The sequence below is a fragment of the Photobacterium piscicola genome, assembly GCF_900166965.1.
GTDB classification, from domain to species: domain Bacteria; phylum Pseudomonadota; class Gammaproteobacteria; order Enterobacterales; family Vibrionaceae; genus Photobacterium; species Photobacterium piscicola.
Genome location: NZ_FUZI01000013.1, coordinates 39012 through 60822, shown reverse-complemented (window position 1 = coordinate 60822; position 21811 = coordinate 39012). Strand labels below are relative to the sequence as shown.

The 21811-nt window shown below is 43.8% G+C and carries 21 protein-coding genes; 9 read left to right on the top strand and 12 right to left on the bottom strand.

What is annotated here, in order from left to right; genetic code table 11:
• Positions 1-87: 87 nt before the first annotated feature.
• The 4 genes from CZ809_RS18870 (at position 88) to CZ809_RS18855 (ending at position 2542) form a co-directional block, all read left to right on the top strand.
• Positions 88-288, top strand: a complete 201-nt coding sequence (locus CZ809_RS18870) for a hypothetical protein (RefSeq protein ID WP_080159078.1) — start codon at positions 88-90, stop codon at positions 286-288.
• A gap of 157 nt (positions 289-445) precedes the next feature.
• On the top strand, positions 446-712 hold the full coding sequence (locus CZ809_RS18865) for a YihD family protein (RefSeq protein WP_080159077.1): 267 nt from the start codon (positions 446-448) through the stop codon (positions 710-712).
• Positions 713-874: 162 nt separating this feature from the next.
• Positions 875-1861 (top strand): serine/threonine protein kinase, encoded by a 987-nt coding sequence (locus CZ809_RS18860; RefSeq protein ID WP_080159076.1) that lies wholly within the window; start codon positions 875-877, stop codon positions 1859-1861.
• 78 nt (positions 1862-1939) lie between these two features.
• Complete coding sequence (locus CZ809_RS18855; RefSeq protein ID WP_080159075.1) at positions 1940-2542, top strand: thiol:disulfide interchange protein DsbA/DsbL; 603 nt, start codon at positions 1940-1942, stop codon at positions 2540-2542.
• 65 nt (positions 2543-2607) lie between these two features.
• Here the strand turns inward: CZ809_RS18855 and CZ809_RS18850 are convergent, their stop codons facing one another.
• A complete protein-coding gene (locus tag CZ809_RS18850) occupies positions 2608-4137 on the bottom strand; it encodes a YifB family Mg chelatase-like AAA ATPase (RefSeq protein WP_080159074.1) in 1530 nt (509 codons plus the stop codon).
• Positions 4138-4527: 390 nt separating this feature from the next.
• Here CZ809_RS18850 and ilvG point away from each other — a divergent pair, with 390 nt between their 5' ends.
• The 5 genes from ilvG to ilvA all read left to right on the top strand — a co-directional run bounded on the left by ilvG (position 4528) and on the right by ilvA (position 10852).
• Positions 4528-6174, top strand: a complete 1647-nt coding sequence (gene ilvG / locus CZ809_RS18845; RefSeq protein ID WP_080159073.1) for an acetolactate synthase 2 catalytic subunit — start codon at positions 4528-4530, stop codon at positions 6172-6174.
• Between the two features lie 3 nt (positions 6175-6177).
• Positions 6178-6426 carry an acetolactate synthase 2 small subunit gene (gene ilvM / locus CZ809_RS18840; RefSeq protein WP_080159072.1) on the top strand — a complete coding sequence of 83 codons (249 nt, stop codon included), beginning with the start codon at positions 6178-6180 and terminating at the stop codon, positions 6424-6426.
• A 20-nt stretch (positions 6427-6446) separates the two neighbouring features.
• The gene (gene ilvE, locus CZ809_RS18835; RefSeq protein WP_080159071.1) at positions 6447-7379 is read left to right on the top strand and encodes a branched-chain-amino-acid transaminase; all 933 of its coding nucleotides are present in this window, start codon (positions 6447-6449) and stop codon (positions 7377-7379) included.
• Between the two features lie 73 nt (positions 7380-7452).
• Complete coding sequence (ilvD, locus tag CZ809_RS18830) at positions 7453-9294, top strand: dihydroxy-acid dehydratase (RefSeq protein WP_080159070.1); 1842 nt, start codon at positions 7453-7455, stop codon at positions 9292-9294.
• A 4-nt stretch (positions 9295-9298) separates the two neighbouring features.
• A complete protein-coding gene (ilvA, locus tag CZ809_RS18825) occupies positions 9299-10852 on the top strand; it encodes a threonine ammonia-lyase, biosynthetic (RefSeq protein ID WP_080159069.1) in 1554 nt (517 codons plus the stop codon).
• 48 nt (positions 10853-10900) lie between these two features.
• On the opposite strand, the gene CZ809_RS18820 is transcribed toward ilvA, so the two are convergent.
• The 11 genes from CZ809_RS18820 to atpE all read right to left on the bottom strand — a co-directional run bounded on the left by CZ809_RS18820 (position 10901) and on the right by atpE (position 21790).
• Complete coding sequence (locus CZ809_RS18820; RefSeq protein WP_080159068.1) at positions 10901-11272, bottom strand: helix-turn-helix transcriptional regulator; 372 nt, start codon at positions 11270-11272, stop codon at positions 10901-10903.
• 303 nt (positions 11273-11575) lie between these two features.
• Positions 11576-13411, bottom strand: coding sequence for a glutamine--fructose-6-phosphate transaminase (isomerizing) (gene glmS / locus CZ809_RS18815; RefSeq protein ID WP_080159067.1), 1836 nt, complete (start codon positions 13409-13411; stop codon positions 11576-11578).
• Positions 13412-13447: 36 nt separating this feature from the next.
• Positions 13448-14221, bottom strand: a complete 774-nt coding sequence (locus CZ809_RS18810; protein ID WP_080159066.1) for a DeoR family transcriptional regulator — start codon at positions 14219-14221, stop codon at positions 13448-13450.
• A 234-nt stretch (positions 14222-14455) separates the two neighbouring features.
• Entirely contained in the window at positions 14456-15814 is a 1359-nt protein-coding gene (glmU, locus tag CZ809_RS18805) for a bifunctional UDP-N-acetylglucosamine diphosphorylase/glucosamine-1-phosphate N-acetyltransferase GlmU (RefSeq protein ID WP_080159065.1), read from the bottom strand.
• 266 nt (positions 15815-16080) lie between these two features.
• Positions 16081-16503, bottom strand: a complete 423-nt coding sequence (locus CZ809_RS18800) for a F0F1 ATP synthase subunit epsilon (RefSeq protein WP_080159064.1) — start codon at positions 16501-16503, stop codon at positions 16081-16083.
• Between the two features lie 17 nt (positions 16504-16520).
• Entirely contained in the window at positions 16521-17927 is a 1407-nt protein-coding gene (gene atpD, locus CZ809_RS18795) for a F0F1 ATP synthase subunit beta (protein ID WP_080159063.1), read from the bottom strand.
• 32 nt (positions 17928-17959) lie between these two features.
• Positions 17960-18826 carry a F0F1 ATP synthase subunit gamma gene (gene atpG, locus CZ809_RS18790; RefSeq protein WP_080159062.1) on the bottom strand — a complete coding sequence of 289 codons (867 nt, stop codon included), beginning with the start codon at positions 18824-18826 and terminating at the stop codon, positions 17960-17962.
• A 45-nt stretch (positions 18827-18871) separates the two neighbouring features.
• A complete protein-coding gene (gene atpA, locus CZ809_RS18785) occupies positions 18872-20413 on the bottom strand; it encodes a F0F1 ATP synthase subunit alpha (protein WP_080159061.1) in 1542 nt (513 codons plus the stop codon).
• A 16-nt stretch (positions 20414-20429) separates the two neighbouring features.
• The gene (gene atpH, locus CZ809_RS18780) at positions 20430-20963 is read right to left on the bottom strand and encodes a F0F1 ATP synthase subunit delta (RefSeq protein WP_080159060.1); all 534 of its coding nucleotides are present in this window, start codon (positions 20961-20963) and stop codon (positions 20430-20432) included.
• Positions 20964-20979: 16 nt separating this feature from the next.
• Positions 20980-21450: a F0F1 ATP synthase subunit B gene (gene atpF, locus CZ809_RS18775; RefSeq protein WP_080159059.1), complete on the bottom strand. Its 471-nt coding sequence runs from the start codon at positions 21448-21450 to the stop codon at positions 20980-20982.
• Between the two features lie 82 nt (positions 21451-21532).
• Positions 21533-21790 carry a F0F1 ATP synthase subunit C gene (gene atpE / locus CZ809_RS18770; RefSeq protein WP_012551447.1) on the bottom strand — a complete coding sequence of 86 codons (258 nt, stop codon included), beginning with the start codon at positions 21788-21790 and terminating at the stop codon, positions 21533-21535.
• Between the last annotated feature and the right edge of the window lie 21 nt (positions 21791-21811).

Genomic DNA, 21811 nt, shown 5'->3' with positions numbered 1-21811 from the left:
GTGGATGGGTTCTACCCAGCAGGGAGTTTTCCCTTCAGAAATATTTTTAATTTTTTGGCCATGGATGAGCCTGACAATAGGTGACATATGCGCCCAGCATCCCCCGTCAGGTATGCAAGTACCCCACGTAGCCCATCACGTTTACGTGCCACTTCCCACGCTCCACATTTTAAGGTTAATGCGAAAAAATCGCTCACGACTGACGTGCATTTAACCAGCGCCGATGCACAATTAGATCAGCAACAAATATTGCCTGAACTGATTAACAGTCAACAGCAACAACGTTAACCCTAATATTAAGCAGCTTTGGCTGCTTTTTTATTAACAATATTTTGGCATAAGACATTCATTGTAACCGAGCAGGGTTTGTTATAATTTATCCACACTAAAATAATGATAATACAATCGTATAACGATTGATTCAGCCCAAGCTACGGAGTTAACAATGAAAACCCATCGCGTTAATGAACTGATTGAATTACTGCACCCTGAGTGGAAAAAAGATCCTGATCTTAACTTAGTTGAGTTCTTACTAAAATTAGCAGCAGAAGCAAAATACCAAGGTCCACTAGAATCACTGACTGATGATGTCTTAATTTACCATTTAAAAATGCGCAATAGTGATAAAGACGCCATGATTCCTGGTCTTGCTAAAGATTGCGAAAACGATTTTAAAACCGCTATTTTACGTGCGCGCGGTATTATCAAATAGTCACTAATCCTACTCGATTATTTATGGAGCCAGTTATGACTAACTGGCTTTTTTTATAGCTAAAAATCCTTCTCTTCCGCCATCACCATCATGTTTAATTTGTTTTAATTCTATTCGCGGTTAAGCTAAACCACTCTTCCAAGCCAGATTCAGGATTCAGTCATGGAAAAACAAAGTTTTAGTTTTGCAGATCTCAGCCCAGATGTACTGCTCGATGCACTCGATAGTGTCGAAGTACATGCTGAGTCCGGTTTATTGGCACTTAATAGTTATGAGAATCGCGTCTATCAATTTAAAGCTGAAGATGGTCAACGTTATGTGACTAAGTTCTACCGCCCCGCACGATGGAGCGATGACCAAATTGATGAAGAACATCAGTTTACGCTTGAACTTGAACAACAAGATATTCCAGTCGCAGCGCCTATCGCTATCAATGGCAACACGCTACATCACTATAATGGCTATCGGTTTGCTGTTTTTCCAAGTGTCGGTGGGCGTCAATTTGAAGTCGATAACTTTGATCAATTAGAGTGGGTAGGACGCTTTTTAGGTCGTATTCATCAAGTCGGTAAACGCCAACCCTTTGTCCATCGTCCAACATTAGGCTTAGAGGAATACGTTTATCAACCACGCCAAATTTTGGCTAATAGCGATTTTATTCCTGATTACCTAAAACACAGTTTTTTTGCCGATCTTGATCGCTTAATTACAGAAATTGAAAGCCATTGGTCAACTGATTGGCCGGCTTTGCGCCTACATGGTGATTGTCATCCTGGCAATATTTTATGGCGTGATGGACCAATGTTTGTCGATTTAGATGATGCTCGTAACGGCCCTGCCATTCAAGATTTATGGATGATGCTTAATGGTGAACGTCACGATCAACTCGCACAACTTGATACAATAGTTGAAGCTTATAATGAATTTGCCGATTTTGACCCACGCCAGCTAAAGTTAATCGAACCTTTACGTGCGTTAAGAATGGTGCACTATATGGCGTGGTTAGCAAAGCGCTGGCAAGATCCAGCATTTCCACGAGCTTTTCCATGGTTTGGCGATGCAAAATATTGGGAAGGCCAAGTTTTGGCCTTTAAAGAACAGATTTTCAGCCTTAATGAATCACCATTACAGCTTATGCCTCAATGGTAATTGACTATAAAATAACATTATTAATTATTATACTCAGCTAATATCTAATTAACGACACGGATAATCAGGAACCCCAAAATGATGAAGAACTTACTTGCGCTAGTCAGCGCTGCTTTATTGTCTTTTTCTGTTCACGCAGCCAAATTTACGGAAGGCGACTACTACAAGGTATTAGATCAACCACAATCAACAACCCCTGTTGTGACTGAATTTTTCTCATTGTATTGCCCACATTGTTTTCAATTTGAGCCAATGATGCGTGAATTAAAAACCAAGCTACCAGACAACGCTAAACTTCAGAAAATGCACGTGTCATTTATGGGCGGCCCAATGGGTAAAGTCATGAGTAAAGCATTTGCAACGGCGGTAGTATTAAACGTTAGTGATAAAATGGTGCCGGTATTATTTAACCGTATTCATACCCTTAATCAACCACCAAAAAACGAAGCAGAAGTTCGTCAGATTTTTATTGATGAAGGTATACCTGCCGCTGAGTTTGATGGTGCATTCAACAGCTTCGCGGTTAACTCAATGGTTAGCCGGTTTGATAAAGCCTTTGAAGATGCAGGCTTAACGGGTGTACCTGCGGTAGTGGTTAATAATAAATACTTAGTTCAAACGGGCAAAATTAAATCAGCTGACGAATATTTTGAATTAGTTAACTTTTTACTCAAGAAGTAATTCCACGAAGCTTACAACGGTTGCCTTTAACAAAGAGGCTTTTAATTAGCCTCTTTGTTATTCCTTTAAATGACCTGACTGCTAAGTTGTTTCAACAATCTATCCATCGCTCGATACCCTAATGCTTCAGCTAGATGTGAACGCTGAATCTGATCCTGCTCGGCCAAATCTGCAATCGTACGCGCAACCTTAATAATACGATGATAAGCACGAATCGATAATCCAAGTTGATGCAATGCATTTTCTAAAAACTCGGCGTCTTTAAACGATAATCCGCAATATTTATCTAATTCACGGGTCGAAAGTAAGGCATTTACCTTGCCACAACGGGCCAGCATGCGCTCACGAGCCTGATCAACTCGCGCCTTAATAACTGAACTCGGTTCTCCACGATCACCTCCAGTGGTTAGTGTGCCACGGGGCAATGCGGGAATTTCTAATGACATATCAAACCGATCTAGCAATGGTCCCGATAAACGGCTTAAATAACGTAAAATAGCTTGCGGGTTAGTTCGAGATTGGTTGCCTTCGTAATACCCTGTCGGGCTAGGGTTTAATGCACCTATTAATTGAAACCGAGCGGGAAAGGTCGTTTTTGCCGTTGCTCGTGAAATTACAATTTGTCCTGACTCTAACGGCTCACGCAATGAATCTAGCACTTTTCTCTCAAATTCAGGCATTTCATCTAAAAATAATAGCCCATTGTGCGCGAGTGAAATTTCACCCGGTTTAGGCACTGAGCCCCCACCTACAAGGGCTGCCATTGAACTTGAATGGTGCGGTGTACGAAAAGGGCGGTTAAGCCAATTACCTTGATGCAATGATTGCTGAGTCAAAGAAGCTACCGCGGCGGTTTCAATGGCTTCTTCGTGGGTCATTGGTGGTAATAAATCCCGTAAACGAGAAGCCAACATAGTTTTTCCTGTGCCTGGTGGACCAAGTAGCAATAAATTATGACTTCCCGCGGCAGCTATTTCTAAAGCGCGTTTTCCTTGTTGTTGACCAATAATATCTTGCATATCACGTTGTTCATTCGTAGTTGCAGGCGTTATCACATGCGGTTGAAGATATAACTGTAACTGTTGCTGACCACACAAAAAACCACATACAGCTAACAAACTAGGGGCTGATTTATGTTGTTTTTGCGCCACTAACGCCACTTGATCACCATTATGGTCAGGCACAATTAAACACCGCTTGGCTTTTAATGCAGCCAATGCCGCCGGTAATGCACCTTTAACAGCCCGTAAATCACCCGATAATGCTAATTCACCAATAAACTCATACTGCGCTAATTTATCAGAAGGAATTTGCCCTGATGCCGCTAAAATGCCAAGCGCAATCGGTAAGTCAAACCGTCCACCTTCTTTGGGTAAATCAGCAGGGGCTAAATTGACTGTAATTCGCCGTGATGGAAATTCAAATTGAGCATTGATAATCGCGCTTCGTACACGATCTTTAGCTTCTTTTACGGTAGTTTCTGGTAAACCAACCAGTGTGAAACTGGGCATTCCATTACTTAAATGGACCTCAACTGTTACTGGTGGGGCTTCCACGCCCACACAAGCGCGACTATGAACAATAGCAAGTGTCATTGATGACTCCACTGACTGGTAATTTACACCATGGGGTTAATGAAATTTATCGAAGGTGTTACATCAAAGCCCCATTAATGCTGCGAAATTACTTATAAAACCAAATTTTTTGCTTGTCATGTGACGAAGATCTGTGTTACCACTTATGTATAGCAACAACTAAACAATAAAAGTTGGACAATTATGCATACAATCGCAACATCCCTCGTACTCATTATTAACGTCGTCGTGGTGATTATTTCACCGCGCAGGGGATGTGTAGGCGTACGTTAATGCGACCAAAACACAGTAAAGCCCCCGCACTGAAAAGTTCGGGGGCTTTTTTAAATCAGCAAATTTAAATCGTAATCAGCATTGATTTGATTTTAGTTACATACGCAAGGAGCAGCGATGACAGGGGCAGAGTTAGTCGTACAAGCGCTGCAACAGCAGGGAATAACAACCATCTTTGGCTATCCGGGCGGCGCCATCATGCCCATCTATGATGCACTTTATGATGGTGGAGTGGAGCACATTTTATGTCGCCATGAACAAGGGGCTGCGATGGCAGCTATTGGCATGGCACGGGCGACCCAAAGTGTTGCGGTCTGCATGGCAACATCAGGGCCGGGTGCAACCAATCTAGTCACAGGATTAGCTGACGCTTTAATGGATTCAGTGCCATTAGTCGCCATTACCGGTCAAGTGGCAAGCTCGCACATAGGGACTGATGCTTTTCAAGAAATGGATGTGATTGGCATGTCACTGTCATGTACTAAGCACAGTTATTTAGTGACTGATATTAACGAGCTCGCCCCCACATTAGCGGAAGCTTTTGTGGTTGCCCAAAGTGGCCGTCCTGGGCCCGTTATTGTTGATATCGCCAAAGATGTGCAACTGGCAACAGCACCAACAATGGTACTTCCAACAGTAATTCCGCCCCCGTTACCAATAGCGACAACTGCCGCTATCGAGATGGCGCAACAATTATTGGCACAATGTCAGCGACCCGTGCTGTATGTCGGTGGTGGAGTACAAATAGCCCAAGCAACCGCGACACTGCGTCAATTTTTAACCCTTAATCCTATGCCGTCAGTCAGTACTCTTAAAGGCTTAGGCTCAGTCGCCCGTCATGATCCACATTACCTTGGTATGTTGGGAATGCATGGGACTAAAGCAGCAAATTTAATCGTACAAGAGTCTGATTTATTAATCGTTGTTGGCGCACGATTTGATGATCGTGTTACCGGCAAATTGGATACCTTTGCCCCTCACGCCAAGGTGATCCACCTTGATATTGATGCCGCAGAATTTAATAAACTGCGTCATGCTAATGCATCTTTACGCGGGGACATTAATGTTATTTTGCCGCAACTTGAACTTGGGCAAGATATCAGCCGCTGGTTAACTCATAGTGAACATCTACGCCAGATCGGTAAATGGCGTTATGACCACCCAGGAGAGTTAATTTATGCGCCTTTACTGCTCAAACAACTATCAGACATGATGCCAAATAACAGCATCGTTTCGACCGATGTTGGCCAACATCAAATGTGGGCAGCACAGCACATTCAACCACGTGAACCTCAAAATTACATTACCTCGGCTGGACTTGGCACTATGGGTTTTGGCTTACCTGCAGCGATGGGAGCCAGTGTTGCACGCCCAGATTCTCAGTCGATATTAATCTCGGGTGATGGTTCATTTATGATGAACGTACAAGAACTTGGCACCCTTAAACGCCGCCAAATTCCAGTCAAAATGGTGCTGATTAATAACCAACGTTTAGGCATGGTACGTCAATGGCAATCACTGTTTTTTGATGGTCGCCACAGTGAAACAATTTTGGATGATAATCCTGATTTTGTAATGCTCGCGCGTGCATTTGATATTCCAGGTAAAACCATTACTCGTAAAGAAGAAGTTGCTCCCGCATTAGCTGAAATGCTAGCAAGCAGTAGTGCCTATTTGTTACATGTGGTTATTGATGAAGAACAAAATGTATGGCCACTGGTGCCACCAGGTGCGGCAAATCAGGATATGCTGGAGAACACATAAATCATGGATAGATATTTAATTACCATTAAAGCGAACGATAAACCGGTATTACTTGAACGTATTTTACGGGTCATTCGCCATCGTGGATTTGTGATCAAGAAAGTGGATGCGACCCAAAATCATCATAGTAATATCGCCGCGATAGAAATTATTGTTGATAGTGATCGCCCGATTAGCATTCTGATCAATCAAATAGAAAAACTCTGGGATGTAACCACCGTTACGACCTCACAAATCGAAAATTTGGATTAAATTTAAAAAGGGAATTCACCATGGCAAACACCGCTGATTTTATTTGGTTTAACGGTAACATCGTACCTTGGGCAGAAGCCAATGTTCACGTTCTTACCCATGCAATGCATTATGGCACCTCTGTTTTTGAAGGTATTCGTTGTTATGACACACCACAAGGACCGGCAGTTTTTCGCCACTCTGAACACATGCAACGCTTGCTTAATTCCGCCAAAATCTATCGCTTTCCGATTCCTTATAGCTGTGATCAACTGATGGAAATTTGCCGTGAAACCATTCGCGTCAACAAACTTAATTCAGCCTATATTCGCCCATTAGGTTATGTGGGTAATGTTGGTTTAGGCGTCTGTCCTCCGGTTGATACCATCATGGATCTGATTGTTGCCGCTTTCCCATGGGGTTCATATTTAGGTGAACAAGCATTAGAAAATGGCGTCGATGCGATGATTTCGAGCTGGAACCGCGCCGCGCCTAATACCATTCCAACCGCAGCTAAAGCTGGCGGTAACTACTTATCATCACTGCTTGTTGGCAGTGAAGCCCGTCGCCACGGGTATGCCGAAGGCATAGCTTTAAGTGTTGATGGTTATCTTTCAGAAGGCGCAGGCGAAAATATTTTTGTAGTGCGTAATAGCGTACTTTCAACCCCACCAACCACCAGTGCAATCTTACCGGGTATTACTCGCGATACCATCATGGTACTCGCCAAAGAACGAGGCTATGAAGTACGAGAAGAAAACATCGCTCGAGAAGCCCTTTACCTAGCCGATGAAGTGTTCATGACTGGCACGGCGGCTGAAATCGTTCCTGTTCGTAGCGTGGATAAAATTACGGTTGGAGCAGGTAAACGCGGGCCGATTACCCACCAACTACAAACTGATTATTTTGGGCTCTTTAACGGTGAAACCGACGATAAATGGGGTTGGTTAGACTACGTATACCCTGCCAAATAATACGCCACAGTTTGCGTTAATTAATGACGTCAGCCATCGTGACGATGGCTGAGCTAAAAAGGATTTTATTGTTATGCCTAAGTACCGCTCAGCAACCACAACTCATGGCCGAAATATGGCAGGTGCACGCGCATTATGGCGCGCAACAGGAGTTAAAGATCAAGATTTTGGCAAACCGATTATTGCGGTAGTGAACTCGTTTACTCAATTTGTACCCGGTCATGTTCACTTAAAAGATTTGGGACAGTTAGTTGCCGAACAGATTGAGCAAGCAGGAGGCATCGCCAAAGAATTCAATACCATCGCGGTTGATGACGGTATCGCAATGGGTCATGGCGGGATGCTGTATTCATTGCCATCTCGCGAACTCATTGCCGATTCAGTTGAATACATGGTCAATGCTCATTGCGCCGATGCCATGGTGTGTATCTCTAACTGTGACAAAATCACCCCTGGAATGTTAATGGCCTCATTGCGGTTAAATATTCCGGTAATTTTTGTTTCTGGCGGTCCAATGGAAGCAGGCAAAACGAAGCTTTCAGAGCAAGTGATCAAACTTGACTTGGTTGATGCGATGATCCAAGGTGCGGATCCTTCTGTTTCTGACGAACAAAGTGAGCAGATCGAACGATCCGCCTGCCCAACCTGTGGTTCATGTTCAGGAATGTTTACCGCTAACTCGATGAACTGTTTAACAGAAGCGTTAGGCTTAAGCCAACCGGGTAATGGCTCAATGCTGGCAACACATGCGGATCGTGAACAGTTATTTATCAATGCTGGCAAACGCATTGTGGCGCTGACTAAACGTTATTATGAACAAGATGACGCCAGTGCATTACCGCGTAATATTGCCAATAAACAAGCTTTTGAAAATGCGATGGCACTCGATATTGCAATGGGTGGTTCTAGTAATACCGTCTTACATTTATTGGCCGCCGCTCAAGAAGGTGAAGTGGATTTCACCATGGCGGATATTGATCAAATGTCACGTCGCGTGCCTCAACTGTGTAAAGTTGCCCCTTCAACCCCTAAATACCATATGGAAGATGTTCACCGTGCGGGTGGCGTTTATGCCATTTTAGGAGAACTTGATCGCGCCGGATTATTCCATAACCAATGCCATAATATTTTGAGTGAAACCTTTGCCGAAAGTCTGCGCCATTACGATATTGTCCAAACTCAATCTCAAGCAGTAAAAGATTTCTTCCGCGCCGGTCCTGCTGGCATTCGTACCACTAAAGCGTTTTCACAAAACTGTCGCTGGGACACCCTTGATGATGATCGTCAACATGGCTGTATTCGTAGTCGAGAATTTGCGTTTAGTGATGAAGGTGGATTGGCGGTGTTATCTGGCAATATGGCGCTTGATGGCTGTATCGTTAAAACCGCAGGTGTTGATGAAAGTTGCCTAACCTTTACCGGACCGGCGGTGGTATTTGAGAGCCAAGATACTGCAGTTGAAGGCATTTTAGGTGGCAAAGTCAAAGCAGGGGATGTGGTTGTGATCCGCTATGAAGGCCCGAAAGGTGGCCCAGGAATGCAAGAAATGTTGTATCCAACCACCTACTTAAAATCAATGGGGCTGGGTAAAGAGTGCGCCCTAATCACTGATGGTCGATTCTCTGGCGGCACCTCGGGATTATCGATTGGTCATGTGTCACCTGAGGCTGCTAGTGGCGGTACTATTGGCTTAATTAATAGTGGCGATATGATCGCGATTGATATTCCTAATCGCAGTATCAACTTATTGGTTGATGATGCCACTCTCGCCACTCGCCGTGCAGAAACTGAATTACGCGGCTGGAAACCTGTCGATCGCGAACGTCAGGTGTCATTAGCACTTAAAGCCTATGCGCTACTCGCAACCAGTGCTGACAAAGGCGCCGTACGTGATAAATCAAAGCTAGAAGGATAACCTGATGATCGATGTCAAACTTGCTAGCGACCAATATTTACTGAGCGGAGCTGATTATCTGCGTAATATCTTACGCGCCCCCGTGTATGAGGTGGCACAAGTCACACCATTACAAAACATGACCCGTCTCAGTGAGCGTATCGGTAATCATGTTCAGCTCAAACGTGAAGATCGCCAACCGGTGCATTCTTTTAAACTGCGCGGCGCTTATAACATGATGACTCAACTGACGGAGCCTCAGCGTCAAGCAGGCGTCATTGCAGCATCTGCGGGCAACCATGCACAGGGGTTGGCCCTATCAAGCCAAAAGTTAGGGGTCAGTGCCACCATTGTTATGCCACGTACCACACCGGATATTAAAGTTGATGCCGTACGTGGTTTTGGCGGCAACGTGATCCTGCATGGTAATAATTTTGATGAAGCAAAAACTCATGCGGAAATGCTCGCTCAACAACATGGTTATACATTTATTCCACCGTTTGATCACCCCGCTATCATTGCTGGACAAGGCACGATAGGGATTGAACTGATCCAACAAAATGGTCACCTTGACTATGTGTTTGTGCCTGTTGGCGGTGGTGGTTTAGCCGCGGGAGTGTCGGTATTACTTAAACAATTGTTACCCGAAATTAAAGTGATCGGTGTCGAGGCAGAAGACTCTGCCTGTTTAAAAGCAGCTTTAGATGCAGGACAACCCGTCACACTGGATCAAGTGGGTATGTTTGCCGATGGCGTTGCAGTAAAACGTATTGGCGATGAAACTTTCCGTTTATGTGAACAATATCTTGATGATGTGATCACAGTTAGCAGTGATGAAATTTGTGCCGCAGTAAAAGATATTTTTGAAGACACACGTGCCATTGCTGAACCTTCGGGAGCATTGTCACTTGCCGGTTTAAAAAAATATGCCGAACAACAGCAACTGCAGCAGCGTCATTTAGGGGCCATTTTATCTGGAGCTAACCTTAACTTTCATGGCTTACGCTATGTTTCAGAGCGGTGTGAGTTAAGTGAAAAACGTGAAGGGTTATTGGCGGTTACTATTCCTGAACGTCCAGGGGCATTTCTTGAATTTTGCCACCTCATTGGCGGGCGAGCAGTCACCGAGTTTAACTACCGTTACAACGACAGCAAATTAGCCAATGTCTTTGTTGGAGTACGCTTACTTCAAGGACAACCTGAATTAGATCAAATTATTGCCGATCTACATCAGGGAGGATATCCCGTTATGGATTTATCCGATGATGAAATGGCCAAGGTTCATGTGCGGTATATGATCGGTGGCCGACCATCAAAACCATTGCAAGAACGCTTGTATAGTTTTGAGTTTCCTGAATATCCCGGCGCTTTAGCTAAATTCTTATCGACCTTAGGTGGGCAATGGAATATTAGCTTATTTAATTACCGTAACCATGGTGCAGATTATGGCCGAGTCTTATGTGGCTTTGAATTAGCCGATCATGACTTGCTATCATTTACCTGCCATTTACGTAAGCTGGGTTACCACTGGCATGATGAAACTGACAACCCCGCATATAAGTTTTTTCTCGCCCAATAGCGACACCATTAAGCAGCCTTAGTGCTGCTTTTTTTCTCTGCAATATTATCATCGACGCGGGATCGTACGCGTATACTCCGTCATAAACTGCGCTAACTGAATACTCTGCTGCAAAATCATTTTCCTTGCTGAATGAGGTAGACAACCAAAACACTGCACCAATTGATCAATTTCTTCTTTGTATTCGTTCTCAATAATATCAAGCCCTAAATCACCATAAATAAACCACGTTAATGGTCTTTCTGTAAGCTCTGATATTTCCACCAATAAGCGAACTTTAGGCTCAGTTTTACCCGTTTCTAAATCTAAATAGGTTTGGCGAGCCACTTTTAACTGCTGTGCCATATAGACTTGGGTTAAACCTTTCCATTCTCGCGCTTCTTTGATACGTAGCGCCATTTCTTGTTTACGTTCAGCCATTATTTACTCCACCCATCAATTATCAGCATTAGTAGTAGTGACTCTCCTTGCAGATGGCACGCCAAGTTTTTTGGGGTAAGAGTGAGCAAAAATCAGACAATTAGTCATTAATGGCATCGGTTTTTTGTATTTTGAATTGCAGTTCGAAATTTGGAAGGGCGTTATTTCTATTTCGCAAAAAAAGCGTTATTAGTGCCAATATAATTAGGCTTTACAAGCTATCACTATCAAACATAAAAAAAGGCACCTTCACGGTGCCTTTTTTAACGTGTTAATCTTACGCCTTAAAGACCAATAACCGTTTTATTCAACCGTTACCGCTTTAGCAAGGTTACGTGGCTGATCGACATCCGTCCCTTTAATTAAAGCAACGTGATAGGATAATAATTGCATCGGAATGGTATAGAAAATAGGGGCGATAATCTCATCTACTTTTGGCATGGTGATAATTTTCATGCCCTCACATTCCTCAAATCCAGCTTCATCATCTGCAAATACATACAACAGTCCACCACGAGCGCGAACTTCTTCAATATTTGACTTAAGCTTTTCAAGCAAATCATTGGTCGGAGCCACCACAATAACCGGCATTTCAGCGTCAACTAATGCTAATGGACCATGCTTAAGTTCACCCGCCGCGTAAGCTTCAGCATGAATATAAGAAATTTCTTTCAATTTCAATGATGCTTCAACAGCAATCGGATAAAACTCGCCACGACCTAAAAATAATGCGTGTTGTTTATCAGCAAAATCTTCAGCTAATACTTCGATGGGTTTATCAAACGCCAACGCTTTTTCAATTTGAGTCGGTAACTGATGTAATGCTGTCACGATTTGTTGCTCTTGAACTCGATCAATATTACCTTGCTGCTTACCGAGCGCCGTGACTAACATTAATAATGCCACCAGCTGAGTAGTAAATGCTTTCGTCGAGGCAACACCAATTTCAGCCCCTGCACGCGTCATAAAGGCTAAGTCAGATTCACGAACTAACGATGATCCAGCCACATTACAAATGGTCATTGCCGCCATATAGCCTTTTTGCTTTGCTAAACGCAATGCTGCCAATGTATCAGCCGTTTCACCTGATTGAGACAGAGTGATCAGTAAACTATTGGGCTGAGTAACAAATTTTCGGTAACGAAACTCTGAAGCAATTTCAACATCGCAGCTAACGCCCGCAATTGATTCAAACCAGTAGCGTGCAACCATGCCGGCATTATAAGAAGTACCACAAGCGATGATCTGAATGTGTTCTACTTTATCAAAGATCGCCGTCGCATCACTGCCAATACTTTCCACGATCACATGATCATTACTAATACGGCCTTCCATGGTGTTGATCAATGCACTTGGCTGCTCAAAGATCTCTTTTTGCATGTAATGACGATATTGACCCTTATCCGCCGCATCATGCTCAATATTTGATTCACTCACCACGCGTTCAACCGCTTGGCCATTGCTATCAAATACTGAGATTTTACGTCGTGTTACTTCAGCAACATCACCTTCTTCTAAGAACATGAAGCGGCGAGTAACATTTAATAACGCCAATTGATCCGAGGCAATAAAGTTTTCACCAACACCAAGACCGATCACGAGCGGACTGCCAGAACGAGCAACGACCACTCGTTCAGGATCACGACTGTCCATCACTACCGTACCGTATGCACCTTGAAGCTGTAATACCGTTTTTTGAACGGCTTCAAGCAAACTCGCTGCAGAACGTAATTCCCAATCGACTAAATGTGCGATCACTTCAGTATCAGTTTGCGAACTAAATACATAGCCACGCTCAAGCAATAATTCACGTAATGACTGATGGTTTTCAATAATACCGTTATGAACTAAAGCAATATGTTGACCAGAAATATGGGGGTGGGCATTAGCTTCAGAAGGTTCACCATGGGTTGCCCAACGCGTATGTGCAATACCCGTGCCGCCACTTAAAGGCATATTATCAACCGCATCAGCCAATTCTTGTACTTTACCTAATCGGCGCACACGCTGAAGCTCATTGTCTGTATTCACAATTGCAACACCTGCGGAGTCATAACCGCGATATTCCAAACGACGTAAACCTTCAATTAAAATTTCAGCTACATCACGTTGTGCAACTGCACCCACTATCCCACACATAATAATTCCTTTACCACTGCTTTGGTTATTTTGATGTTATACGTTTACGGGCGCGCGAATAACGCGCACGCCATGTTGTTCAATACTTTGTTTATCTGCGTCACTTAAACCATCATCGGTGATCAAGGTGCTAATTCCTTGCCACGCAAGTTCAAGATTGGGGATCTTACGGCCAACCTTATTGGATTCGACCATCACCACTACATCACGCGATACTTCAGCCATCACTCGACTTAACCCCATTAATTCATTAAATGTGGTCGTACCGCGCGCGACATCAATACCATCAGCGCCAATAAAGAGCTGATCAAAATCATATGAACGTAATACAGATTCTGCGACTTGCCCTTGAAATGATTCAGAATGGGGATCCCATGTACCACCAGTCATTAATAACGTCGGCTCGTTTTCAAGCGCGTTAAGGGCATTAGCAACATGTAATGCATTAGTCATTACGATTAAGCCTTGTTTGCTACCAAGTAATGAAATCAATGCTGCTGTGGTACTGCCGCTATCAATGATAATTCTATGGTGATCGCGAATTTGCTCTGCTGCTGCTTGAGCAATAGCTAACTTACAAACTGAAACTTGTTCAGCTTGTTCGGTAGAAACCATTTCAGTAGGCATAGCAATAGCACCACCATAACGACGTAGCAGTGAGCCAGTAACCTCTAATACCGCGAGATCTTTACGAATAGTAACTTCTGAAGTAGAAAAATGATGCGCTAAAACATCAACGCTAACTTCGCCTTGCTCACTGACCATAACGGCAATAGCATGACGACGCTGCTGAGTATTACGTTTCGACATGAATGTTAAACAACACAATAAGTTTCGATTTGAAACTAGTATAACGTCAATAAAAAGGATTCTGCAATACCCTTTAAATAATTTTCGACACGAAAAAATGCACTAAAAGGATAATAATATGTCCATCAAAACACCAAACATGGTCAAAAAAAAGCCAAAAAAAAAGCAGAGCTTAGGCTCTGCTTGATTGTTTTTAAGACTTTAAACTGACATTTTTTCAGCTATGGAATAAGCCTATTTTTTAGTTGGGCGTTTCCAACCTTTGATCGTACGTGCAGGCGTACGCGTGATCACTAGCTCATCTTCACCGATATTACGGTTAATGGTTGAGCCAGCGCCAATGGTTGCGCCAGCAGCAACTTTAACAGGCGCGATCAACTGAGTATCTGAACCAACAAATACATCGTCACCAATTTCTGTTTTAAATTTATTAGCACCATCATAGTTACAGGTAATAGTACCCGCACCGATATTTACATTTGCGCCAATATCAGCATCACCTAAATAGCTAAGATGACCCGCTTTAGAACCAAGGCCTAAACGTGCTTGCTTCATTTCAACGAAATTACCCACATGCGCACCAGTCAGTAATTCAGTGCCTGGACGTAGACGTGCAAATGGGCCTACAGTACACATTTCACCAACAGTCGCACCTTCAATTACGCTGTAAGGGCTAATGATACTGTTATCATCAATTTCACAATTCTTTAGCACGCAACCAGCACCGATAACCACGTTATCACCAATGCTTACGCTACCTTCAATAATAACGTTCACATCGATTTCAACATCAGTACCACATTGTAGTGCACCGCGTAAATCAAAGCGTGCTGGATCGCGCAGCATAACACCCTGTTCTAATAGGCGCTCAGCTTGCATACTCTGAAATGCACGCTCAAGACGCGCCAGTTGAACTCGGTTATTCACCCCTTCAACTTCAATCGCTAACGCAGGGTGTACCGCTTCAACAGCACGGCCTTCGTTATGTGCGATTTCGATAATATCAGTTAAGTAATATTCACCTTGAGCGTTCTCGTTCTTAAGTGAAGCTAACCAACGCTTAAGATCACCACCATTGGCAACCAACACACCAGTGTTAACTTCTTTAATTAGCTTTTGCTCTTCTGTTGCGTCTTTTTCTTCAACGATTGCCACAACCGGGCCATTACGACGCACAATACGGCCATAACCTGAAGGATCATCGAGTACAACAGTCAGTAATGCAATACCACCACTTGGTTGAGCATCAAGCAAGTTTTCTAATGTTTGTGCACTGATTAATGGTACATCACCGTACAAAATCAATGCTTTCTCATCATCAGCAAGATTTGGTACTGCCTGATTAACCGCGTGTCCGGTACCTAGTTGCTCTGCTTGTAATACCCAATTAACATTTTCTTTGGCTAGTACTTGCTGCATGGTATCGCCACCATGGCCATAAACTAGGTTGATGCTATTTGCACCAATATCATTACATGTATCGATAACATGCTTAACCATTGGCTTACCTGCAAGGGTATGAAGTACCTTGGGTAAGTTAGAGTACATACGGGTGCCTTTTCCCGCGGCAAGAATCACAGCACTAAAGCTCATGACGAGTATTCCTCTGAATGCATATAAAGTTTATATATCCCTATTGTACCTGTAGATGCACATAGGTTTAAGAATGATTTGCATATTTTAACTAAAAAATAACCAACAAAAAAACTCGTTATAAATAACTTTTATTTATACATGTTTAAAAATAAGCCATAACAATGACAACCATATATGCACGTTATTAATTAGTTAACCACATAGAGAACAACGATAAAAAAAGCGACCCTAAGGTCGCTTTCTATGGTGCAGTTATTCAATGATTAACGTGAACGTTTCGTCAATTCAATAACGCGTAGCTGAGCAATTGCTTTTGCTAGATCACTGGCTGCTTGGGCAAAATCGATATCACCATGCTGATTATGAATTCTCTCTTCAGCTTGGCGCTTTGCTTCTTCAGCTTTCGCAGTATCTAAATCAATACCACGAATAGCAGTGTCAGCAAGTACAGTTACGATACCAGGTTGCACTTCAAGCATGCCGCCAGAAAGATAAATAACCTCTTCTTTACCGCCTTGCTTAATAATACGTACCATACCTGGAGTAATCGCACTCAACAACGGCGTGTGGCCGGCATGAATACCGAGCTCACCTTCGCTACCTGTTACTTGAATATTTTCAGCACGACCAGAAAACAAACGTTTCTCAGCGCTGACGACATCCAGGTGAAAGGTTATCGCTGCCATATCGCCTCCTAATTAGCTTACAGTTTTTTGGCGTTTTCTAATACGTCTTCAATCGCACCACAGTACATAAATGCCTGCTCAGGGATATCGTCATATTCACCAGCTAAAATACCTTTAAAGCTACGTAACGTATCTTTTAGTGATACGTAAATACCAGGTGAACCGGTAAATACTTCTGCTACGTGGTAAGGCTGCGTTAGGAAACGTTCGATCTTACGCGCACGCGATACAGCTTGCTTATCTTCTTCAGATAGCTCATCCATACCTAGGATTGCGATGATATCTTTCAGCTCTTTATAACGCTGTAGTAAACTTTGAACACCACGCGCAACGTCGTAATGCTCTTGACCTACTACCAATGGATCAAGCATACGAGATGTTGAATCCAATGGGTCGATCGCAGGGTATAGACCTAGCGATGCGATTTGACGTGATAGAACAACTGTCGCATCAAGGTGAGCAAACGTTGTTGCTGGTGATGGGTCAGTCAAGTCATCGGCAGGAACGTATACCGCCTGCACTGATGTGATAGAGCCTGACTTAGTTGATGTGATACGTTCTTGTAACACACCCATCTCTTCAGCAAGTGTTGGCTGGTAACCTACCGCAGAAGGCATACGACCCAATAGTGCTGACACCTCTGTTCCCGCAAGGGTGTAACGGTAGATGTTATCGATAAATAACAGTACGTCACGACCTTCATCACGGAAACGCTCAGCCATGGTTAAACCAGTCAAAGCAACACGTAGACGGTTACCTGGAGGCTCGTTCATCTGACCGTAAACCATTGCTACTTTAGATTCTTCAGGCTTCTCAAGGTTAACAACCCCAGCTTCCTGCATTTCAAAGTAGAAATCGTTACCTTCACGAGTACGCTCACCCACACCAGCAAACACTGATAAACCTGAGTGTTGTAGGGCGATGTTATTGATAAGCTCCATCATGTTAACGGTCTTACCAACACCCGCACCACCAAACAGACCGATTTTACCACCTTTAGCAAACGGACAGATAAGGTCGATAACCTTAACGCCAGTTTCTAGTAGCTCGGTTGCATTTGATTGTTCTTCATAGCTTGGCGCTGGACGGTGAATAGCGTAACGCTCTTGTTCACCGATTTCACCACACTCATCAATGGGTTGACCTAGAACGTTCATGATACGTCCTAGTGTTGCCGTACCCACTGGTACTTCAATAGGGCGGCCTGTATTTTCTACAGACAAACCACGACGTAAGCCATCAGAAGTACCCATTGCGATACCACGCACAACACCGCCACCAAGTTGCTGCTGAACTTCCAGTACTAACGTACCTTTCTCTTTCGCATCAACATGTAGGGCATCATATACTTTGGGTACAGAGTCCTGTGGAAACTCTACGTCGACTACTGCACCAATGATCTGGACGATCTTACCTGTAGCCATCGTTAATCCTCTAAACTTATTAATTCTTTGCCTTAAACAGCAGATGCACCAGAAACGATTTCTGATAATTCTTGTGTGATCGCCGCCTGACGGGCTTTGTTGTACACAAGTTGCAAGTCATCGATAAGATCACCTGCGTTATCTGTTGCAGCTTTCATTGCTACCATTCGTGCCGCTTGCTCACTGGCAAGGTTTTCAACCACGCCTTGATACACTTGTGATTCAACATAGCGAACCAATAAAGCATCAAGTAAAGGTTTAGGCTCGGGCTCATAAATATAATCCCAAGAATGATTGCGCTGCATCTCTTCGTCTTCTGACTTAGGCAAAGGCAACAATTGATCAATCACCGGTTCTTGCACCATGGTATTTACAAACTTGTTGTATACCAGATACAAACGATCTAATTGACCTTCATCATATTTCTTTAGCATTACGCCAACTGTACCGATCAGCTCGTCAACCGTTGGTGAATCACCAAGGCCTGAAACCTGAGCCGTTACGTTACCGCCGTAGTTGTTAAAAAAGGCCGTTGCTTTCGCGCCAATTAGCGCAAGATCAACTTCCGCACCTTTTTCAGTCCAAGTCTGAACATTATTAATGGCTTGTTTGAACAAGTTAATATTCAAACCACCACACAGACCACGATCAGTAGAAACAATGATGTAACCGACGCGCTTGGCTTCACGCTCTTCGAGATAAGGATGTTTATACTCAAGGCTACCAAGGGCGAGGTGACCGATCACTTTGCGCATAGTTTGTGCATATGGACGTGATGACTCCATCGCTTCTTGCGTTTTACGCATTTTAGAAGCGGCCACCATTTCCATCGCTTTGGTGATCTTCTGTGTATTTTGAACACTGCCGATCTTGTTACGAATCTCTTTTGCGCTGGCCATCGTCACTCTCCGTTAGAAGGTGATCGCTAAGCGATCACCCACCAATTACCAAGTTTGGGTCGCTTTGAAATCTTGCAGCAGTTTCGAGAACTGCGCTTCAATCTCATCGTTGTAAGCACCCGTTTTATCAATTTGAGCTACTAACTCAGCAAATTGACCTTTGGCAAATGAAAGCAACGCAGCTTCGAAATCAGCTAACTTGGCAATTTCAATATCGCCTAGGAAACCTTTTTCAGCAGCAAAAATAACAATAGCTTGCTCAAATACAGACATTGGCGAGTATTGCTTTTGCTTCATCAACTCAGTCACTTTTTGGCCGTGATCAAGTTGCTTCTTGGTTGCATCATCAAGGTCTGACGAGAACTGAGCAAACGCTGCTAGTTCACGGTACTGTGCTAGGGCAGTACGAATACCACCAGAAAGCTTCTTGATAACTTTAGTTTGGGCAGCACCACCTACACGCGATACAGAAATACCTGGATCAACCGCAGGACGAATACCCGCATTGAACAGTTCTGTTTGTAGGAAGATTTGTCCATCAGTGATAGAGATAACGTTGGTCGGTACGAACGCCGATACGTCACCAGCTTGCGTTTCAATGATAGGTAGCGCAGTTAAAGAACCGGTTTTACCTGTCACTTCACCATTCGTAAATTTCTCAACGTAGTGCGCACTAACTCGTGATGCACGCTCAAGAAGACGAGAGTGAAGGTAGAAAACATCACCAGGGAATGCTTCACGGCCTGGTGGACGCTTCAGCAATAGTGAGATTTGACGATAAGCAACGGCTTGTTTAGACAAGTCATCGTATACGATCAGTGCATCTTCGCCACGGTCACGGAAATATTCACCCATTGCACAACCTGAGTAAGGTGCAAGGTATTGTAGTGCTGCCGCTTCAGAAGCAGATGCAACCACAACAATAGTGTTTTCCAATGCGCCGTGCTCTTCAAGTTTACGAACCACGTTCGCAATCGTTGAAGCTTTCTGGCCAATAGCCACATACACAGAGTAGATACCAGAATTTTTCTGGTTAATGATGGCATCGATAGCCATCGCAGTTTTACCCGTTTGACGGTCACCGATAATCAACTCACGCTGACCACGACCGATAGGAATCATCGCATCCACTGCTTTGTAACCAGTTTGTACTGGTTGATCAACAGATTTACGATCGATTACACCCGGTGCAATTACTTCAACAGGAGAGAATGTCTCTGTTTCAATTGAACCTTTACCATCAATAGGCTGACCTAGGGTGTTAACAACACGCCCAAGTAGTGCTGGGCCAACAGGTACTTCAAGAATACGACCAGTACCGGTTACCTTCATGCCTTCTTGTAGCGAAGCATAAGGGCCCATAACTACCGCACCAACAGAGTCACGCTCAAGGTTAAGTGCTAAAGCGAACAGGCCGCCAGGTAGTTCAATCATTTCACCTTGCATTACGTCAGCAAGGCCATGGATTCGAATAATACCATCGCTTACAGAAACGATAGTACCTTCGTTACGCGCTTCACTTACAACGTTGAAGTTTTCAATACGTTGTTTGATCAGTGCGCTAATTTCCGTGGAATTAAGTTGCATGCTCCAATTCCCCAAATCAAGACAGCAAAGTATCGCTCAGACGGTTCAATTTTCCCCGTACAGAGTTATCGATAACAAGGTCTCCAGCTCTAATTACGACCCCAGCAATCAGGGTCTCGTCTACACTGCAGGTCAACATCACTTTACGTGCTAAACGCTGCTCAAGTTTGGCGCTGATCGCATCTAACTGGCTTTCATCAAGAACGATGGCAGAGATCACCATAGCTTCGATAGTTTTTTCATGCTCATGTTTCATCAGCATAAATTCACCACAGACATCAGGTAGCGCATTGAGGCGTCCATTTACAGCCATCACTTTAATTAAGTTAAGGCCGAATTCATCGAGTTGCTCACCGCACACTGAAACAAAAATTTCAGCGAGCTTGTCAGCGGCATAGCCACTATCAAGAATATCTTGCATAGTGTCATTAGTTGCCACAGCGCCAGCAAAAGTTAGCATTTCTGCCCACTGTGCTAGTTCGCCTTTCTCGACCGCAAAGTCAAATGCTGCTTTAGCGTAGGGGCGTGCGATAGTAGTCATATCCGACATGTGCTTGCCCCTTTAATTACAGTTCTGCAGTGAGTTCGTTAAGAATATCAGTTTGCGCTTCCATATCGATGGAGCGACCAATGATCTTCTCAGCGCCAATCACAGCTAGAGTTGCAACTTGTTTTCTTAACTCATCACGAGCACGATTACGTTCAGCTTCAATTTCAGCCAGACCTTGAGCAAGAATCTTTTCACGCTCAGCTTGGGCTTCAATTTTCGCATCATCGACAATTTGAGCTTTACGCTTATTTGCCTGTTCAATCAGCTCACTCGCGGCGCGTTTCGCTTCTTTCAATTGATCAGAAGCATTAGCTTGTGCAAGGTTCAGGTCTTTGGCAGCGCGATCTGCTGCTGCCAAACCGTCAGCAATTTTTTTCTGACGTTCTTCAATCGCTTCCATAATTGGCGGCCATACATATTTCATGCAGAACACGACAAAGAAGAAGAAAGCGATAGCCTGACCCAGCAAAGTTGCATTCATATTCACAACGCATCTCCTTAAAAAGGGTTGCTAGGGTCCATTTACTCTGGAGTCAGCCTTCTTGAGAAAGGCTGATCACAGCGGTTTATTAGCCAGCTAGTTGGCCAACAAATGGGTTTGCGAATGTGAATAGCAACGCGATTACGATACCGATCATTGGAACGGCGTCCAATAGACCTGCGATGATGAACATCTTAACTTGTAGCATTGGCGCCATTTCAGGTTGACGTGCAGCGCCTTCAAGGAATTTACCACCAAGAATTGCGAAGCCGATCGCTGTACCAAGGGAAGCAAGACCTACAATAATGCCCACGGCAATTGCAGAAAAGCTTAGTAAAGTTTCCATCACTATCTCCAGTTTATAGTT

What these genes read in the sequence shown, in the direction of transcription:
- CZ809_RS18870 (WP_080159078.1), top strand. Translation starts at nt 88, where the DNA reads ATGCGCCCAGCATCCCCCGTCAGGTATGCAAGTACCCCACGTAGCCCA.
- CZ809_RS18865 (WP_080159077.1), top strand. Translation starts at nt 446, where the DNA reads ATGAAAACCCATCGCGTTAATGAACTGATTGAATTACTGCACCCTGAG.
- CZ809_RS18860 (WP_080159076.1), top strand. Translation starts at nt 875, where the DNA reads ATGGAAAAACAAAGTTTTAGTTTTGCAGATCTCAGCCCAGATGTACTG.
- CZ809_RS18855 (WP_080159075.1), top strand. Translation starts at nt 1,940, where the DNA reads ATGATGAAGAACTTACTTGCGCTAGTCAGCGCTGCTTTATTGTCTTTT.
- CZ809_RS18850 (WP_080159074.1), bottom strand. Translation starts at nt 4,137, where the DNA reads ATGACACTTGCTATTGTTCATAGTCGCGCTTGTGTGGGCGTGGAAGCC.
- ilvG (WP_080159073.1), top strand. Translation starts at nt 4,528, where the DNA reads ATGACAGGGGCAGAGTTAGTCGTACAAGCGCTGCAACAGCAGGGAATA.
- ilvM (WP_080159072.1), top strand. Translation starts at nt 6,178, where the DNA reads ATGGATAGATATTTAATTACCATTAAAGCGAACGATAAACCGGTATTA.
- ilvE (WP_080159071.1), top strand. Translation starts at nt 6,447, where the DNA reads ATGGCAAACACCGCTGATTTTATTTGGTTTAACGGTAACATCGTACCT.
- ilvD (WP_080159070.1), top strand. Translation starts at nt 7,453, where the DNA reads ATGCCTAAGTACCGCTCAGCAACCACAACTCATGGCCGAAATATGGCA.
- ilvA (WP_080159069.1), top strand. Translation starts at nt 9,299, where the DNA reads ATGATCGATGTCAAACTTGCTAGCGACCAATATTTACTGAGCGGAGCT.
- CZ809_RS18820 (WP_080159068.1), bottom strand. Translation starts at nt 11,272, where the DNA reads ATGGCTGAACGTAAACAAGAAATGGCGCTACGTATCAAAGAAGCGCGA.
- glmS (WP_080159067.1), bottom strand. Translation starts at nt 13,411, where the DNA reads ATGTGTGGGATAGTGGGTGCAGTTGCACAACGTGATGTAGCTGAAATT.
- CZ809_RS18810 (WP_080159066.1), bottom strand. Translation starts at nt 14,221, where the DNA reads ATGTCGAAACGTAATACTCAGCAGCGTCGTCATGCTATTGCCGTTATG.
- glmU (WP_080159065.1), bottom strand. Translation starts at nt 15,814, where the DNA reads ATGAGCTTTAGTGCTGTGATTCTTGCCGCGGGAAAAGGCACCCGTATG.
- CZ809_RS18800 (WP_080159064.1), bottom strand. Translation starts at nt 16,503, where the DNA reads ATGGCAGCGATAACCTTTCACCTGGATGTCGTCAGCGCTGAGAAACGT.
- atpD (WP_080159063.1), bottom strand. Translation starts at nt 17,927, where the DNA reads ATGGCTACAGGTAAGATCGTCCAGATCATTGGTGCAGTAGTCGACGTA.
- atpG (WP_080159062.1), bottom strand. Translation starts at nt 18,826, where the DNA reads ATGGCCAGCGCAAAAGAGATTCGTAACAAGATCGGCAGTGTTCAAAAT.
- atpA (WP_080159061.1), bottom strand. Translation starts at nt 20,413, where the DNA reads ATGCAACTTAATTCCACGGAAATTAGCGCACTGATCAAACAACGTATT.
- atpH (WP_080159060.1), bottom strand. Translation starts at nt 20,963, where the DNA reads ATGTCGGATATGACTACTATCGCACGCCCCTACGCTAAAGCAGCATTT.
- atpE (WP_012551447.1), bottom strand. Translation starts at nt 21,790, where the DNA reads ATGGAAACTTTACTAAGCTTTTCTGCAATTGCCGTGGGCATTATTGTA.